This window comes from Streptomyces sp. NPDC098781 (assembly GCF_044759995.1).
GTDB lineage: Bacteria > Actinomycetota > Actinomycetes > Streptomycetales > Streptomycetaceae > Streptomyces.
In genome coordinates this window covers 169,380-185,425 of sequence record NZ_JBIWAK010000011.1, presented here as the reverse complement: position 1 = coordinate 185,425, position 16,046 = coordinate 169,380, and the positions used below count along the sequence as shown (strand labels likewise).

The following is a 16,046-nucleotide window of genomic DNA, read 5'->3' as shown; positions in this document are numbered from 1 at the left end:
GGAGGCGCAGTGGAAGCCGTAGAGTACGCCGCCAAGATCGAAGAACTGCTAGAGGAATCTCCCATCACTGCGCCTTCAGTCGCAGTCGACGTGCGCGAACTTCTCACGGCCGGAGAGTTCGCCCTAGCTTTCGACACGATGTGCTCGTGGATTTACGAAGACGAGTTGTCGATTAGTGAGGAGTATTACGAGCGGCTTGTTCGGCTGTCGGGAGACCTCGGCTCTCGTGATCTCATCGCGCGAATGCGTGAGCTGGTAAGGAGATAGGCGAGTGCGTGCGCTCCCGCCGCCGCTTCGGATTGGGTTGCGTCGTGATCGTCTGATGCGGACCGGATCGGAGTGAGCGACCGCAAATCTGAAGCCCCGCCAGGTGCGTCCTGGCGGGGCTTCTGCGTGGGGTGAGGTAGTAGTTGACGGCAACGTCAGCGAACGGCGGCCCCGGCGAGGGGTGGTTCGTCGCCAGGCTTGCCGGCCGAGGAGGTCGATGGCGTCGCGTTGGAGGCGGACCCGGACGTGGACGTAGACGGCGGCGGTGACGCCGATGTGGGCGTGGCCCAACAGTTCCTTGATCGCAACGAGTTCCACTCCCTGTTCCAGGAGGAGGGTGGCGGTCGAGTGGCAGAGTTCGTGGGACCGGATGCGGCGGAGCTTTGCCTTGCGAAGCGGGGTGTTGAAGTGGCCAGGTCCAGGGTGATCATTCGGGGCGTGTCCCTTCGGTCGGGTGGGTGGCCCCCGCAGCAGCAACCAGCTAGGAGGGAAGGCGAGTTGGTTGCTGCTCGGGGATGGCGAACCAGACCCAGAGGCGGGCGCAGGGTCAGTGAGAGGTGGTGATGCGGCCGACGGCAGCCGGGGCTCAGAGCTGAGCGAGTGCGGCGGTGGCCACCGGCAGGACGACGCCCATGCGAGTCCCCAACTGGTCGCTGTGATCGGAACCTCGTGCTCGACGCGGTGGGTGTCCGCGATGCGCCGAGCCGCGTCCAGCAGGGCAGCCGACAGGGCCAGACCGGAGGTTGACCGCCGTCGTTACGACGGCGGGAGCCGGGGCTGGCCGCGGTCTTTCGGCTGGGAAGGCGACGACGACCGGGATGGTCGTCGTCGGAGTCGATTCGGGGGCAGGTGCTTCGTCTAGCAGCGGCTAAGAGGCTGCCGCATCCACACCCGCCTGACTCCCCCCCGTCACACCCAGCGCTACGTGGAGGGCGTCGGCTTAGAGGTCCTGGACATGCTCGACGGCACAGGAACGGGCTTACCGGCCCAACCGCACTCACAGTGGCCCGATACACCGGCGGTGACCGGCCGAAGGCCGCCCTCTTCCCTCAAAGCCTCACTAAGATCCTGTGAACCCCGTCGGCTGAGGTCCCCGCTGTCAGACCCTCATGGAACACTGACCGAGTTACGCAAGTGAACGGGGTGGCCCGAGGGGTCGCTTGGCCCGGGTGGTCGGTGGGGAGCAGGTGCTGATGAGCAAGCGGCAAGTGCAGAAGATGCTCCGGTTGATCGCGACCGGAGAGCCCGTGGAGCTCACCAGTCCGATGGCCTCCGTGAAGAAGCTCGCCAAACTCGCCTTCATCGCCCAGCAGTTCGGGTACGAGTACCTGGACGTACGGCAGAGCGGCGGGCGCAACAACGCGCTGGTCATGCTGATCGTGCCCGACCCCAGCCCCCAGGCCCGTGCCCGCGCGGCGCAGAACTGGGCGCAGTATCCGAACGCCAGTGACGGGGTGTCCGTACCGCCCCTGGTGCCGGACGCGCACGAACTGCTCAAGGCGCGCATCAACTTCGACCTCACCGGCAAGCACGCCGAGAAGCGGATGTGGTGGGCGGCGGGGGGTGTCACCCTCGGGTTCGTGGTCGCCGTCGCCAAGGCGGGCGGAGACGGCGACGCCTTCCTCTTCGCCGGTCTCGGGTGGGCCGGGCTCATCGCTCTGCTCGGGGCCGGGCTCGTCGTGACCCGGAAGCGGAACGCCAAGTTCGCGGCCCGGCTCCGGGCCGCCGGGTTCATGCCGGTCACGGAGCAGAGCGGGCGGGTGCGGTATCTGCCGCCCGGCGGGCAGCCGGCGGGGCACGGGAATCCGTTCGGGGGCGGCAACGGTCCCTACGGCGCTCAGCCTCCGGCCGGCTCCGGTTACGGCTACGGCCAGCAGGCCCCCGGGCCGTACGGCGCCCCTGCCGGTCAGCCGGCGGCCCCTGGTGCGTATGCCGGTCAGCCGGTGGCCCCTGGCCAATACGCCGGTCAGCCGGCCGCCCCCGGCGCCTACCCGGCGCAGCCGCCCACCGCCCCGCCTCCTGCCCCGGCTCCCGGCCCGTACGGCCATCCTCAGCAGCCTTTCTCGCAGCAGCCGTACCCCCAGCAGCCTCACCCGCAGCAGCCGTACGGCCACCCGCAGCCCTACCCCCAGCAGGGCGCCCCGCAGCCGCCGTACCCCCAGCAGAACCCCCACTGGCAGCCTCCGCAGCAGTAAGGACCCCCTGTACAGGGGCCGCGTACAGGGGCCGTATATAGGGGCACGGGCACCGAACCTCTCATCCGCCCTCCCCACCGGGTGAGAGCAAAGTTCCTTTCCGGTCACCCGGTGCCACAGCGTGGAAACGCGTCCTCCCTACCTTCGGGATCAGCCACTCACAGGCGTGGTGCGACCGAGCCCGAAGACCGTGGAGGCGTCATGACAGCCCCTAGTACAGCCCCCGTCGCGAGCAGGGGAGGCCGCTGGATCGAGCACTGGGACCCGGAGGACGAGACGTTCTGGAACGAGACGGGGGAAAGGGTCGCCCAGCGCAACCTCTTCTTCTCCGTCCTCTCCGAGCACATCGGGTTCTCGATCTGGACCCTGTGGTCCGTGATGGTGCTCTTCATGGGGCCGGAGTACGGGCTCACCCCCGCCGACAAGTTCACCATCGTCTCCATGGCGACCCTCGTCGGCGCCGTCGTCCGTGTGCCGTACACCTTCGCCGTCGCCGTCTTCGGTGGCCGGATGTGGACCGTCATCTCGGCGAGTCTGCTGCTCGTGCCGACGGTCGCCGCGTTCGTGGTGATGGAGCCGGGGACCTCCTTCGGCACGTTCCTGGTGTGCGCGATGCTGGCCGGCGTCGGCGGCGGGAACTTCGCCTCCAGCATGACCAACATCAACGCCTTCTTCCCGATGCGGAAGAAGGGGTGGGCGCTGGGGCTCAACGCCGGTGGCGGCAACGTCGGCGTGCCCGTCGTGCAGCTCGTCGGTCTCGCCGTGATCGGGGCCGGCGGCGGTCCTCGACTGCTGCTCGGGGTCTACATCCCGCTCATCGTGATCGCCGCGGCCCTCGCCTGGCTGAGGATGGACAGCATCGCGTCCGTCCGGAACGACACCGGCGCCGCCAAGGACGCCGCGAAGGACGCCCACACCTGGATCATGTCCTTCCTCTACATCGGGACGTTCGGATCGTTCATCGGGTACAGCTTCGCCTTCGGGCTGGTGCTCCAGACGCAGTTCGGTCGTACGCCGCTCCAGGCCGCCTATGTCACCTTCATCGGCCCGCTGCTGGGCTCCCTGATCCGCCCCGTCGGCGGCGCGCTCGCGGACCGGTTCGGCGGCGCGAAGATCACGCTGTGGAACTACGTCGCCATGGCCGCCGCGACCGCCGTCGTCGTCGTGGCCTCGATGCAGCAGTCGCTGCCGCTGTTCACCACCGCCTTCATCGCCCTGTTCGTGCTCAGCGGGCTGGGCAACGGCTCGACCTTCAAGATGATCCCCGGCATCTTCCACGCCAAGGCCCTCGCCAAGGGACTCCAGGGTGAGGAGGCCGCCGCCTACGGCCGTCGGCTCTCCGGTGCCTCCATGGGGCTGATCGGCGCGGTGGGCGCGCTCGGCGGGCTCGGCATCAACCTCGCCTTCCGCCAGTCCTTCCTCAGCGTGGGCTCCGGCACCGGCGCCTTCGTCGCCTTCCTCGCCTTCTACGGCCTCTGCTTCGCGGCCACCTGGGCCGTATACCTTCGCCGCCCGGCTGTCACCGAGACCGACGCCACACCGGCCACGGAGGCAAAGCCGCAGCTCAGCTACGCCGAGGTGTGACGTAACACCGCCGACATGAAGCCGAACCGAGCCTGTCACGCACCGTTGACAGGCTCGCTCGGCATACAGGTGTAACCACCGAAGGCGCGATCAGGAACACCGACGGTGTGATCACCTGGTGCGAGCAACACGACTCGAGTGCGGGACGAGAGTTATGAACGACGAACAGCAGCAAGCCGAACACGGTCCCCTGGCGGGGTTCACCGTGGGCGTGACCGCCGCGCGCCGCGCCGACGAGCTCGGGGCGCTGCTCCAGCGCCGCGGCGCCGCCGTCCTGCACGCCCCCGCCCTGCGGATCGTGCCGCTCGCCGACGACAGCGAACTGCTCGCGGCCACCAAGGAGATCATCCAGCGGACGCCGGACGTCGTGGTCGCCACGACCGCGATCGGGTTCCGGGGCTGGATCGAGGCCGCCGACGGGTGGGGGCTCGGCGAGGACCTGCTGGAGCGGTTGCGCGGGGTCGAGCTGCTGGCCCGTGGGCCCAAGGTCAAGGGGGCGGTGCGGGCCGCAGGGCTGACCGAGGAGTGGTCGCCGTCCAGCGAGTCCATGGCCGAGGTGCTGGACCGGCTGCTGGAGGAGGGCGTCGAGGGGCGCCGTATCGCCATCCAGCTGCACGGTGAGCCGCTGCCCGGATTCGTGGAGTCGCTGCGGGCCGGGGGAGCGGAGGTGCTCGGGGTGCCGGTGTACCGGTGGCTGCCGCCGGAGGACATCGGGCCGGTGGACCGGCTGCTGGACGCCGCGGTCTCCCGGGGGCTGGACGCCGTGACGTTCACCTCCGCGCCGGCCGCCGCGTCCCTGCTGTCGCGGGCGGAGGAGCGCGGGCTGCTCCCGGAGCTGCTCGCCGCCTTCGCCCACGATGTGCTGGCGGCCTGTGTCGGGCCGGTCACCGCGCTGCCGTTGCAGGCCCATGGCATCGACACGGTCCAGCCCGAGCGGTTCCGGCTCGGGCCGCTGGTCCAGCTGCTCTGCCAGGAACTTCCCGGGCGGGCACGGTCGTTGCCGATCGCCGGTCACCAGGTGCAGGTCCGTGGGCACGCGGTCCTGGTGGACGGCGCGCTGCGGCCCGTGCCGCCCGCGGGGATGTCGTTGCTGCGGGCCCTGTCCCGCCGGCCGGGGTGGGTCGTGCCGCGGGCCGATCTGCTGCGGGCGCTGCCGGGGGCCGGGCGGGACGAGCACGCGGTGGAGACGGCGATGGCCCGGCTGCGTACGGCGCTTGGGACGCCGAAGCTGATCCAGACGGTGGTCAAGCGGGGGTATCGGCTGGCGCTGGATCCGGCGTCCGACGAGAAGTACGGGGACGGGTGAGCGGTACCGCGCCATCGCCGGGGGGCGCCTCAGACGCCGGACGGGCCGCCGGTTGAGGCCGGCCGGCGCCCAACCCGTCCGTACCCGACCAGGGCCACACCCAGGCACGCCGTCGCGACCGTCGACAGAGCCGCCCGTACGACGTTCCACGCCACCCACGGGTCCTCGAACTCCTCCCGCAGCGCCGCCGGATCGCCACCGCCGTCGAGGCCGTCGTTCAGCGGGATGTTGAAGACGACCGTGACCAGGAACGCCAGCCCGTTCGCCGCCAGTGCCGCCCACACCCATCGCCGGTACGGCTCCCCGCGCAGCTGCCACGCCGACACCGCCGTCAGCACCGGCGCCCCGAGGAAGCCCAGCAGGAACACCGGGTTCTGGATCACGTCGTTGATGTCGCGCATGACCTCCACGTACACCCGGTCGTCGCTGCGGGCCAGCGCCGGCATCACGGCGCAGGCGAAGATGTAGAAGGCCCCGGCGATCAGGCCCGTCGCGACCATGGCCGCGCCCAGTACGGTTCCGGCGAACCCGTTTCCTCGTCGTGTCATGTCAGCCAGTCAACGGCCCCGGACGGCCCCGGAACATGGCCGTCGCGCGCAGCCGCATACGCGGTCGTCCAGCGCCGACCGCCGGTACGAGGGGTTCCGGCCGCGTCGGCGGGCAGGCACTGTAAGAGGGAACGGTTCCCCAGCTCTCCTCACGGCATCTCACCGACCCCTCGATACCGGGGTGACCCCTAGGCGGTGACAGGCACATGGCACTGGGTACGGCACCGGATACGGCCACGGACGCGTACGAGCTGCGGTTCGACGCCGGGCGGATCTGTCTGGATCTCCTCGCGACGACGCATCCCGACGAACGGTTCGACTCCCTGGAGGTGTTGTGCGCCTGGATCACCGGGACGGGTCTCGTCCCGCCGGGCACCCCGCTCGCCCACGCCGACCCCGCCTGGCTCGTGGACTTTCGCGAACTGCGCGGACGTGTGGCCCAGTTGGTCCGGGGCTGCCTGGCCCCCGAGCCCTGGCCGTCGTACGACATCGCGCTCGCCCGGGTGAACGACCTCGCCCTCGTGGCGCCCCCGGCCCCCCGTGCCGTACGCGCGGAAGACGGCACCCTCGTGCGTCAGTTGGATCAACCGCCCCCGTGTCCCGCGCTGCTCGCGGCCATCGCCCGGGACGCCGTGGAGCTGCTCACCGATCCCGTCGCGCGGGCCGGGCTGCGGGAGTGCGAGGGGGACAACTGCCCGATCGTCTATCTCGATACGTCCAGGGGGCGCAGGAGGCGCTGGTGCTCCAGTGAGGTCTGCGGGAACCGCGAAAGAGTGGCCCGGCATCGTCGCCGCGCGGCTCTCGCGCGAGCCTGATAGTCCGTTATGCGGCTTCTGTGGAACGACTGTCGAAGTGATTTCGATTACACGTCGTTTACCTACGCGACCGTAGGGAAGCCTGAGATCGATCTTGTCGATGTGACGGATATGTAAAGATCGCACGGTGGGAATGTGCTGCCATGTCCCGCTCGTCACGTCACTCCGAAGAAAACTGTCGCCTCATTTTGAACACTCAACGCACCGCTTGCGTACGGGTGGTCGAGCGACCGACTGGGGGAACCCCCGGACATCGGAGGTGGGCGTGCGCAAGGATTCCGTCGTGGCCAATGAACGTGGATCGAGGGCCCGACATCGCATGTCCCAGCCCTCGGAACCTGATGAGGAGCTGATGCGTGCGCTGTACAGAGAGCACGCCGGACCCCTCCTGGCGTATGTCCTTCGACTGGTCGCCGGTGACCGGCAACGAGCAGAGGACGTCGTGCAGGAGACGCTCATCCGTGCCTGGAAGAACGCCGGACAGCTCAATCGAGCGACCGGATCGGTACGCCCCTGGCTGGTGACGGTCGCCCGGCGCATCGTCATCGACGGCCACCGAAGCCGGCAGGCCCGGCCGCAGGAGGTCGATCCGTCGCCGCTGGAGGTCATCCCCGCGGAGGACGAGATCGACAAGGCGCTGTGGCTGATGACGCTGTCGGACGCACTCGACGACCTGACCCCCGCCCACCGGGAGGTCCTCGTGGAGACGTACTTCAAGGGGCGTACGGTCAACGAGGCGGCCGAGACGCTGGGCATACCCAGCGGAACTGTCCGCTCAAGGGTGTTCTACGCCCTGCGGTCGATGAAGCTGGCTCTGGAGGAGCGGGGGGTGACGGCGTGATGAGTGTTTACGGGGGAAACCAGGGATTCGGTAGAGGCGGTTCGGGTATGTCTGGATCCATGAGCCCCATGCAGGGACATCCGGCCCCGAGCGAGCACGAGACCGTCGGTGCCTACGCCCTCGGAATCCTGGACGACGCGGAGGCGACCGAGTTCGAGGCTCACCTCGCGACCTGCGAATGGTGCGCCCAGCAACTGGACGAACTCGCGGGAATGGAGCCGATGCTGGCCGCCCTCGCGGACCTGCCCGGTTCCGGTTCGCCAGCGATCGGCGAGTCCCTCTCGGCGAAGCCCAGCCCGCGCATGGCGAACAAGCTCGTCGACGAGGTCGCCGAGCGCCGCGCCCAGAAGCGCCGGCGCAGCTTCTACATGGTGGCGGCGGCGGCCGCGCTGATCGTCGGCGGTCCGTTCGTGGCCGTGGCGACGAACGGCGGCGACTCGGACGGCGGCGGCACCCCCGGTCAGACCCTCGCGGCCAACCCCGCCAAGGAACTGTTCACGGGGAGCGAGAACAAGGTCACGGGCACCGACCCGACGACCGGTGCCAGCGCGTCCGTCGGCATGTCGGAGAAGGCGTGGGGCACCGAGACGGCCCTTGAGCTCAAGGGCGTCAAAGGCCCGCTCAAGTGTTCCCTGATCTTCGTCAGCAAGGACGGCCAGCGCGAGACGGCGGCTTCCTGGTCCGTCCCGAAGTGGGGCTACGGCATCCCGGACGCCAAGACCGAGCAGGCCAGGAACCCGCTCTACGTCAGCGGCGGGGTCTCGATGGCCCCGGACGAGGTCGATCACGTCGAGGTCATGGACTTCGACGGAAACAAGCTCGTCGAGGTCGACGTGTAGTCGACGTAGCTTTTACGGGTCCCCTTCGCGTACGGTTGACGGCTGCCCAGCACGTCAGAAGGGGGCCCGGTGGCCGCTCAGGCTCCACAGGAAACCGCGCTCGAAGACTCCCTGCGAGACCGAGAGATCGGCGTCGAACAGGAACACCTGGACCGGGTGTACCGGCGCCTCGAGGAAAAGATCCACGAGGCGGAGTTCCTCATGAACGACGCCGCCCAGCGCGGCCAGGTCGGCACGCCCGGCGCGCTCGCCGAACGGGACGCCCAGGTCTTCCGGGCGGGGGTCCACCTCAACCGGCTCAACAACGAGTTCGAGGACTTCCTCTTCGGCCGGATCGACCTGCTGCCCGGCAAGGACGGCAAGAAGGGTCCGGACGGCGCGTACACCGCGGTCGAGCCCGCGGAGGGCGCCGTCCGCGACGACAACACCGCCGACATCGCCGAGACCCTGCACATCGGCCGCATCGGAGTGCTCGACCAGGACTACGCCCCGCTGGTCATCGACTGGCGGGCCCCGGCCGCGGCGCCCTTCTACCGCTCCACCCCGGTCGACCCGGGGCGGGTCGTACGACGCCGGGTCATCCGCTCCAAGGGCCGCAAGGTGCTCGGCGTCGAGGACGACCTGATGCGCCCCGAGCTCAAGGCCTCCCTCGGCGGGCACGAGCTGCCCGTCATCGGCGACGGCGCCCTGATGGCCGCCCTCGGCCAGGCCCGCACCCACACCATGCGGGACATCGTCGCGTCCATCCAGGCCGAGCAGGACCTGGTCATCCGCGCCCCCGCCGCCTCCGTGACCTACGTCGAGGGCGGCCCCGGCACCGGCAAGACCGCCGTCGCCCTGCACCGCGCCGCCTACCTGCTCTACCAGGACCGGCGCCGGTACTCGGGCGGCATCCTGATCGTCTCGCCTACCCCGCTGCTGGTGGCGTACACCGAGGGTGTGCTGCCGTCGCTCGGCGAGGAGGGCCAGGTCGCCATCCGCGCGATCGGCTCGCTCGTCGACGGTGTCGAGGCCACGCTGTACGACTCCCCGGCCACGGCCCGCGCCAAGGGCTCGTACCGCATGCTCAAGGTGCTGCGGAAGGCGGCCCGCGGCGCGCTGGAGCTGGGGCCGGACCGCGCGGGGCAGCAGCTCGCCTTCGGCGACGACGACGCCCGGGTCCCGGCGCCGGCTCCCGCCGGCCCGCCCACCCGGCTGCGCGTGGTCGCCTTCGGGCGGCGGCTGGAGCTGGAGGCCGAGGCGCTGGAACGCATCCGCCGGAACGCCCTCGGCGGCACCGCGCCCGTGAACCTGCTCCGCCCGCGCGCCCGCAAGCTGCTGCTCGACGCCCTCTGGTCGCAGTCGGGCGGCGCGAGCCGGCACACCGACCCCGAGCTCGCCGCCGAGCTGCGCTCCTCCTTCGACGAGGACGTCACCTCGGAGGACAGCTTCATCGCCTTCCTCGACGCCTGGTGGCCCGAGCTCACCCCGAAGGCGGTCCTGGCGGCGATGGCCGACGAGCGGCGGCTCGGCCGCTGGGCCCGCCGGATTCTCAACCCCGGCGAGATCCGCAAGGTGGCCCGCTCGCTCAGACGGGACGGCCACTCCGTGCACGACATCGCCATGCTCGACGAGCTCCAGGCGATCCTCGGCACCCCGGCCCGCCCCAGGAAGAAGCGCGAGCTCGACCCGCTCGACCAGCTCACCGGCCTGGAGGAGCTGATGCCGGTGCGCGAGGAGTCGCAGCGCGAGCGCGCCGAGCGGCTCGCGGCCGAGCGCGTCGAGTACGCCCACGTCATCGTCGACGAGGCCCAGGACCTCACGCCGATGCAGTGGCGGATGGTGGGGCGCCGGGGCCGGCACGCCACGTGGACGGTCGTCGGCGACCCGGCCCAGTCGTCCTGGTCCGACGTGGACGAGGCGGCCGAGGCGCGCGACGAGGCCCTCGGCAGCCGCCCGCGCCGCCGCTTCCAGCTCACCGTGAACTACCGCAACCCGGCCGAGATCGCCGAGCTCGCCGCCAAGGTGCTGGCCCTCGCGATGCCGGGCTCGACGGCACCTTCGGCGGTCCGTTCCACCGGCGTCCGGCCCCGCTACGCCGTGGTCCGCGACACCCTCGCCCAGACCGTCCGCGACGAGGCCGTCCGGCTGCTCGGCCAGGTCGACGGCACGGTCGGCGTCGTGGTCGCCATGCAGCGGCGCGACGAGGCGGCGAAGTGGCTCACCGGCCTCGGCGACCGGGTCGTGGCGCTGGGCAGCCTGGAGGCGAAGGGCCTGGAGTACGACGCCACGATCGTCGTCTCCCCGGCCGAGATCGCCGACGAGTCACCGGCCGGGCTGCGCGTGCTGTACGTCGCGCTGACCCGGGCCACCCAGCAGCTGACGGTGGTCTCGGCCGAGCGGGACGAGCCGGACGCGTCCGGGGTGCCGGACCTGCTCAGAGATTGATCCGAATGAACCACGGGGACGGGAATGGCCTTACGGGATCCGTTTGTTAGCCTGGGTGTGGCACCGGCTCGATCCAAGCCCCCGGGCCCAACCTTCGTCGCTACGAGCGACCACTTGCCGCGAGGCGAGCATGGCGGGTCGGTGTCATGAACGTAGAGAAGGGACCCACGTCACCGTGTGACGTGGGTCCCTTCTCGTGCGACGACCTGCGACGACGTGCGACGACCTGCGAAGTCGTGCGAAGACGTGGCGAACAATACGTTCGCAATCCAGGCCCGGCTAACTCCTACTCGGCGGTAGGTGCGACGATCGGACGGCATACCAGCGTCACACGGTGAAAGCAGAGGAAGTCGGCCATGGCAACGGCGCCCAGCGTCTCCTACTCGATGACGGTCCGGCTGGAGGTGCCCGCCAGCGGAACCGCGGTCTCCCAGCTCACCGGGGCCGTCGAGTCCCACGGAGGCTCGGTCACCGGCCTCGACGTCACCGCCTCCGGGCACGAGAAGCTCCGGATCGACGTCACCATCGCCGCCACCTCCACCGCGCACGCCGACGAGATCGTGGAGCAGCTGCGCACCATCGAGGGCGTCACGCTCGGCAAGGTCTCGGACCGTACGTTCCTCATGCACCTCGGCGGCAAGATCGAGATGCAGTCCAAGCACCCCATCCGCAACCGTGACGACCTGTCCATGGTCTACACGCCGGGTGTGGCGCGTGTCTGCATGGCCATCGCCGAGAACCCCGAGGACGCGCGCCGCCTCACCATCAAGCGCAACACCGTTGCGGTCGTGACGGACGGTTCCGCGGTCCTCGGCCTCGGCAACATCGGCCCGATGGCCGCCATGCCGGTCATGGAGGGCAAGGCGGCCCTCTTCAAGCGTTTCGCCGACATCGACGCCTGGCCGATCTGCCTCGACACCCAGGACACCGACGCGATCGTCGAGATCGTCAAGGCCATCGCCCCCGGGTTCGCCGGCATCAACCTCGAGGACATCTCCGCCCCGCGCTGCTTCGAAATCGAGGCGCGCCTTCGTGAGGCCCTCGACATCCCCGTCTTCCACGACGACCAGCACGGCACCGCGATCGTCGTGCTGGCCGCCCTGACCAACGCGCTGCGCGTGGCGGACAAGGCGATCGAGACCATCCGTGTCGTCATGTCCGGCGCCGGCGCGGCCGGTACGGCCATCCTCAAGCTGCTGCTCGCCGCGGGTGTGAAGAACGCCGTGGTCGCCGACATCCACGGCGTCGTGCACGCCGGCCGTGAGGACCTGCGGGACGCCCCCGCCGACTCGCCGCTGCGCTGGATCGCCGACAACACCAACCCCGAGGGCCTCACCGGCACGCTGAAGGAGGCCGTGCGCGGCGCGGACGTCTTCATCGGCGTCTCCGCCCCGAACGTGCTCGACGGCGATGACGTGGCCGCCATGGCCGATGACGCCATCGTCTTCGCGCTCGCGAATCCGGACCCCGAGGTGGACCCGGCAATCGCCCGTCAGACGGCCGCAGTTGTGGCCACGGGCCGCTCCGACTTCCCGAACCAGATCAACAACGTGCTGGTCTTCCCGGGTGTCTTCCGCGGTCTGCTCGACGCGCAGTCCCGCACGGTCAACACCGACATGATGCTCGCGGCCGCGAAGGCGCTGGCGGACGTGGTGACCGAGGACGAGCTGAACCCGAACTACATCATCCCGAGCGTCTTCAACGACAAGGTCGCCGGTGCGGTGGCCGGGGCGGTGCGGGAGGCCGCGAAGGGGGCGTCGGCGGCGACGTCGGCCCAGTAATCACCGGGTGTCGGTGCCTCACAGCCCCGAAAAGTGTGTGTGGGCTGTGAGGATCGCCACGGCAAGCCCTTGTAACGGCGCGTCGTGGAACCTGGGGCCTTGGAGTGCCGTTTATCGTGACGGCCAAGCTCAGGCCCTCTCTTCGTGTGACTCCCAAGGGTGTTCTCACGACTCCTCCGGGCGCCGGATTGGCTTTCCCGCCGCAGGTAGGGGCAGGATGCGTCTCTGGGCGCGAGGGTCTGACGACGGACCCGGGTTCCGGGTCACACCGAGGACCCTGGCAGCATCGACATCGCTGTGCCCGACATGCGGCTCCGCCGCGTGGCACGCCTCAAGGCAAATGAACACGGGAGTAACAACATGAACCGCAGTGAGCTGGTGGCCGCGCTGGCCGACCGCGCCGAGGTGACCCGCAAGGACGCCGACGCCGTGCTGGCCGCGTTCGCCGAGACCGTCGGCGAGATTGTCGCCAAGGGCGACGAGAAGGTCACCATCCCCGGCTTCCTGACCTTCGAGCGCACCCACCGTGCCGCTCGCACCGCGCGCAACCCGCAGACCGGCGACCCGATCCAGATTCCGGCCGGCTACAGCGTGAAGGTCTCCGCTGGCAGCAAGCTCAAGGAAGCCGCCAAGGGCAACTAAGGGTCCGCCCGAACGCCGTTGTGGCGAGGCGCCGCGGGCGACTGCGGGCCCGCCCTGGCTGGTCGCGCAGTTCCCCGCGCCCCTTTCAGGGCGCTGTAGTAACGCCGATGGGGCGGCCACCCGAACTCCGGGTGGCCGCCCCATCGGCGTTCTGCTTCAGCTGTGTCAGCCGAGGGCCTTGCCGGGCAGCTCGACCTTCGCACCCAGTTCGACGAGCTTTTCCATGAAGTTCTCGTAGCCCCGGTTGATGAGGTCGATGCCGTGGACCCGGGACGTGCCCTGGGCCGCGAGGGCCGCGATGAGGTACGAGAAGCCGCCGCGGAGGTCGGGGATGACCAGGTCGGCGCCCTGGAGCTTGGTCGGGCCCGACACGACGGCCGAGTGCAGGAAGTTGCGCTGGCCGAAGCGGCAGTGGGAACCGCCTAGGCACTCGCGGTAGAGCTGGATGTGGGCGCCCATCTGGTTCAGGGCCGAGGTGAAGCCCAGGCGGGACTCGTAGACCGTCTCGTGGATGATCGAGAGGCCGGTCGCCTGCGTCAGGGCCACCACCAGCGGCTGCTGCCAGTCCGTCTGGAAGCCCGGGTGCACGTCCGTTTCGAGGGCGATGGACTTCAACTGGCCACCGGGGTGCCAGAAACGGATGCCCTCGTCGTCGATCTCGAAGGCGCCGCCTACCTTCCGGTAGGTGTTGAGGAACGTCATCATCGAGCGCTGCAGGGCGCCACGGACGTAGATGTTGCCCTCGGTCGCGAGCGCGGCGGACGCCCAGGAGGCGGCCTCCAGGCGGTCCGGGAGCGCGCGGTGGGTGTAGCCGCCGAGCTTGTCCACTCCGGTGATGCGGATCGTGCGGTCGGTGTCCATCGCGATGATGGCGCCCATCTTCTGGAGCACGCAGATCAGGTCCTCGATCTCCGGCTCCACGGCGGCGTTGGAGAGCTCCGTGACGCCTTCCGCCAGCACCGCGGTCAGCAGCACCTGCTCGGTCGCGCCCACCGACGGGTACGGCAGCCGGATCTTCGTGCCGCGCAGCCGCTGCGGGGCCTCCAGGTACTGCCCGTCCGCCCGCTTCTCGATCCGCGCGCCGAACTGCCGCAGCACCTCGAAGTGGAAGTCGATGGGCCGGCCGCCGATGTCGCAGCCGCCCAGGCCGGGGATGAAGGCGTGGCCGAGGCGGTGCAGAAGAGGGCCGCAGAACAGGATCGGGATCCGGCTCGAACCCGCGTGGGCATCGATGTCAGCGACGTTCGCGCTCTCGACGTGCGAGGGGTCCATCACCAACTCGCCCGGTTCCTCACCCGGGCGGACCGTGACCCCGTGCAGCTGGAGCAGGCCGCGTACGACGCGTACGTCACGAATGTCCGGTACGTTGCGCAGTCGACTTGGCGCGCTGCCCAGCAGGGCGGCGACCATCGCCTTCGGTACGAGGTTCTTCGCACCGCGGACACGGATCTCGCCCTCCAGCGGGGTTCCGCCGTGGACAAGCAGGACATCGTCGTTGACGGTCATGTATCTCGCGTTCCGATGAGTTGGGCAGGGGCCGATGAGAAAGGGTAATCGCCGCCGACCCCCCTTCAGTAAGCCCAAGTACGCCTCAGGAACGTCATAGCTCTGTCACAACACGAACGGTTCACCGTCGGGCACGAGCGGTCACCGCCCCGGCCGTGCGCCGGGCGGCGCTTCCGTCCGCCCTGAGCTGCATTCACTGCCGAACCCGCATTGCCTCCCCACGCGAAGGGAAGATGCGGGATCATGTCTGGCATGACCGAGGTGTCCTCGCTCACAGGGCGGTTGCTCGTGGCAACGCCCGCCCTGGCGGACCCGAACTTCGACCGCGCGGTGGTGCTCCTTCTCGACCACGACGAGGAGGGCTCCCTCGGTGTGGTCCTCAACCGCCCGACCCCCGTGGACGTGGGCGACATCCTGGAGGGCTGGGCCGACCTCGCCGGCGAACCCGGCGTCGTCTTCCAAGGCGGCCCGGTCTCCCTGGACTCCGCGCTCGGTGTCGCCGTCATCCCCGGCGGCGCGGTCGGCGAGAGCGCCCCGCTGGGCTGGCGGCGGGTGCACGGCGCGATCGGCCTGGTGGACCTGGAAGCGCCCCCGGAGCTGCTCGCCTCGGCCGTCGGGTCCCTGAGAATCTTCGCCGGATACGCCGGCTGGGGCCCCGGCCAGCTGGAGGACGAGCTGGTGGAGGGCGCCTGGTACGTCGTGGAGTCCGAGCCGGGGGATGTGTCCTCGCCGTCCCCGGAAAGACTCTGGCGCTCGGTGCTGCGGCGCCAGCGCAACGAGCTCGCGATGGTGGCCACGTACCCGGACGACCCGTCGCTCAACTGAAGCATGTGAGCTTCAGTACTCTTGGCGGTATGAGCACTCTCGAGCCCGAGCGCGGGACTGGTACGGGGACCCTCGTCGAGCCCACGCCGCAGACTTCCCACGGCGACGGCGACCACGAGCGCTTCGCCCACTACGTCCAGAAGGACAAGATCATGGCGAGCGCCCTCGACGGCACCCCCGTCGTGGCGCTCTGCGGCAAGGTCTGGGTACCCGGCCGCGACCCGAAGAAGTACCCCGTGTGCCCCATGTGCAAGGAGATCTACGAGTCCATGGGCGCCGGCGGCGGTGACGACAAGGGCAAGGGCGGCGACAAGAAGTAGCCCTCCCCTCGGCCTGAGGTCCGTGAAGGCCCCCGGGGCGCGTTTCGGCGCGCACCGGGGGCCTTCACGTGTCACGAAGTGGTTGAGACCTCTTGTGGACATGTTCACGCAGTCCCTAGGCTCCGTTGCGTTGTACAGAGCGAAACCGTC

General features: G+C 69.8%; 15 protein-coding genes and 1 pseudogene. 12 read left to right on the top strand and 4 right to left on the bottom strand.

What is annotated here, in order from left to right:
- The first annotated feature begins 9 nt into the window (after positions 1 to 9).
- Entirely contained in the window at positions 10 to 267 is a 258-nt protein-coding gene (locus ACIQWG_RS36490; RefSeq protein ID WP_404103993.1) for a MafI family immunity protein, read from the top strand.
- Positions 268 to 471: 204 nt separating this feature from the next.
- On the opposite strand, the pseudogene ACIQWG_RS36485 reads toward ACIQWG_RS36490, so the two are convergent.
- Positions 472 to 675: pseudogene (locus ACIQWG_RS36485) on the bottom strand (tyrosine-type recombinase/integrase); the annotation flags it as partial.
- 785 nt (positions 676 to 1,460) lie between these two features.
- Here ACIQWG_RS36485 and ACIQWG_RS36480 point away from each other — a divergent pair.
- The 3 genes from ACIQWG_RS36480 (at position 1,461) to ACIQWG_RS36470 (ending at position 5,352) form a co-directional block, all read left to right on the top strand.
- Entirely contained in the window at positions 1,461 to 2,462 is a 1,002-nt protein-coding gene (locus tag ACIQWG_RS36480) for a hypothetical protein (RefSeq protein ID WP_404103990.1), read from the top strand.
- Positions 2,463 to 2,663: 201 nt separating this feature from the next.
- Positions 2,664 to 4,046, top strand: a complete 1,383-nt coding sequence (locus ACIQWG_RS36475; RefSeq protein ID WP_404103988.1) for a nitrate/nitrite transporter — start codon at positions 2,664 to 2,666, stop codon at positions 4,044 to 4,046.
- A 154-nt stretch (positions 4,047 to 4,200) separates the two neighbouring features.
- Positions 4,201 to 5,352 carry a uroporphyrinogen-III synthase gene (locus tag ACIQWG_RS36470; protein ID WP_404103986.1) on the top strand — a complete coding sequence of 384 codons (1,152 nt, stop codon included), beginning with the start codon at positions 4,201 to 4,203 and terminating at the stop codon, positions 5,350 to 5,352.
- A gap of 29 nt (positions 5,353 to 5,381) precedes the next feature.
- Here ACIQWG_RS36470 and ACIQWG_RS36465 read toward each other — a convergent pair whose 3' ends face one another.
- Positions 5,382 to 5,900: a DUF1772 domain-containing protein gene (locus ACIQWG_RS36465; RefSeq protein WP_404103984.1), complete on the bottom strand. Its 519-nt coding sequence runs from the start codon at positions 5,898 to 5,900 to the stop codon at positions 5,382 to 5,384.
- A 206-nt stretch (positions 5,901 to 6,106) separates the two neighbouring features.
- On the opposite strand from ACIQWG_RS36465, the gene ACIQWG_RS36460 reads away from it, so the two are divergent.
- The 3 genes from ACIQWG_RS36460 (at position 6,107) to ACIQWG_RS36450 (ending at position 8,395) form a co-directional block, all read left to right on the top strand.
- On the top strand, positions 6,107 to 6,715 hold the full coding sequence (locus ACIQWG_RS36460; RefSeq protein WP_404103981.1) for a CGNR zinc finger domain-containing protein: 609 nt from the start codon (positions 6,107 to 6,109) through the stop codon (positions 6,713 to 6,715).
- A 319-nt stretch (positions 6,716 to 7,034) separates the two neighbouring features.
- Positions 7,035 to 7,556 carry a sigma-70 family RNA polymerase sigma factor gene (locus ACIQWG_RS36455; protein ID WP_010039908.1) on the top strand — a complete coding sequence of 174 codons (522 nt, stop codon included), beginning with the start codon at positions 7,035 to 7,037 and terminating at the stop codon, positions 7,554 to 7,556.
- Between the two features lie 59 nt (positions 7,557 to 7,615).
- Positions 7,616 to 8,395, top strand: coding sequence for an anti-sigma factor family protein (locus ACIQWG_RS36450; protein WP_404103978.1), 780 nt, complete (start codon positions 7,616 to 7,618; stop codon positions 8,393 to 8,395).
- A 54-nt stretch (positions 8,396 to 8,449) separates the two neighbouring features.
- On the opposite strand, the gene ACIQWG_RS36445 is transcribed toward ACIQWG_RS36450, so the two are convergent.
- Complete coding sequence (locus ACIQWG_RS36445) at positions 8,450 to 8,581, bottom strand: hypothetical protein (protein ID WP_404103975.1); 132 nt, start codon at positions 8,579 to 8,581, stop codon at positions 8,450 to 8,452.
- Here ACIQWG_RS36445 and ACIQWG_RS36440 point away from each other — a divergent pair.
- The 3 genes from ACIQWG_RS36440 to ACIQWG_RS36430 all read left to right on the top strand — a co-directional run bounded on the left by ACIQWG_RS36440 (position 8,522) and on the right by ACIQWG_RS36430 (position 13,245).
- Positions 8,522 to 10,822, top strand: a complete 2,301-nt coding sequence (locus ACIQWG_RS36440; RefSeq protein ID WP_404104147.1) for a HelD family protein — start codon at positions 8,522 to 8,524, stop codon at positions 10,820 to 10,822. The genes ACIQWG_RS36445 and ACIQWG_RS36440 overlap by 60 nt on opposite strands.
- Positions 10,823 to 11,178: 356 nt before the next feature.
- Positions 11,179 to 12,603: an NAD-dependent malic enzyme gene (locus tag ACIQWG_RS36435; RefSeq protein WP_404103972.1), complete on the top strand. Its 1,425-nt coding sequence runs from the start codon at positions 11,179 to 11,181 to the stop codon at positions 12,601 to 12,603.
- Between the two features lie 360 nt (positions 12,604 to 12,963).
- A complete protein-coding gene (locus ACIQWG_RS36430) occupies positions 12,964 to 13,245 on the top strand; it encodes an HU family DNA-binding protein (protein WP_006139383.1) in 282 nt (93 codons plus the stop codon).
- Positions 13,246 to 13,410: 165 nt separating this feature from the next.
- Here ACIQWG_RS36430 and murA read toward each other — a convergent pair whose 3' ends face one another.
- The gene (murA, locus tag ACIQWG_RS36425) at positions 13,411 to 14,751 is read right to left on the bottom strand and encodes a UDP-N-acetylglucosamine 1-carboxyvinyltransferase (protein ID WP_404103968.1); all 1,341 of its coding nucleotides are present in this window, start codon (positions 14,749 to 14,751) and stop codon (positions 13,411 to 13,413) included.
- Between the two features lie 252 nt (positions 14,752 to 15,003).
- On the opposite strand from murA, the gene ACIQWG_RS36420 reads away from it, so the two are divergent.
- Positions 15,004 to 15,576 carry a YqgE/AlgH family protein gene (locus ACIQWG_RS36420; protein ID WP_404103965.1) on the top strand — a complete coding sequence of 191 codons (573 nt, stop codon included), beginning with the start codon at positions 15,004 to 15,006 and terminating at the stop codon, positions 15,574 to 15,576.
- A gap of 29 nt (positions 15,577 to 15,605) precedes the next feature.
- Entirely contained in the window at positions 15,606 to 15,896 is a 291-nt protein-coding gene (locus ACIQWG_RS36415; protein ID WP_030946851.1) for a DUF3039 domain-containing protein, read from the top strand.
- The last annotated feature ends 150 nt before the right edge of the window (positions 15,897 to 16,046 follow it).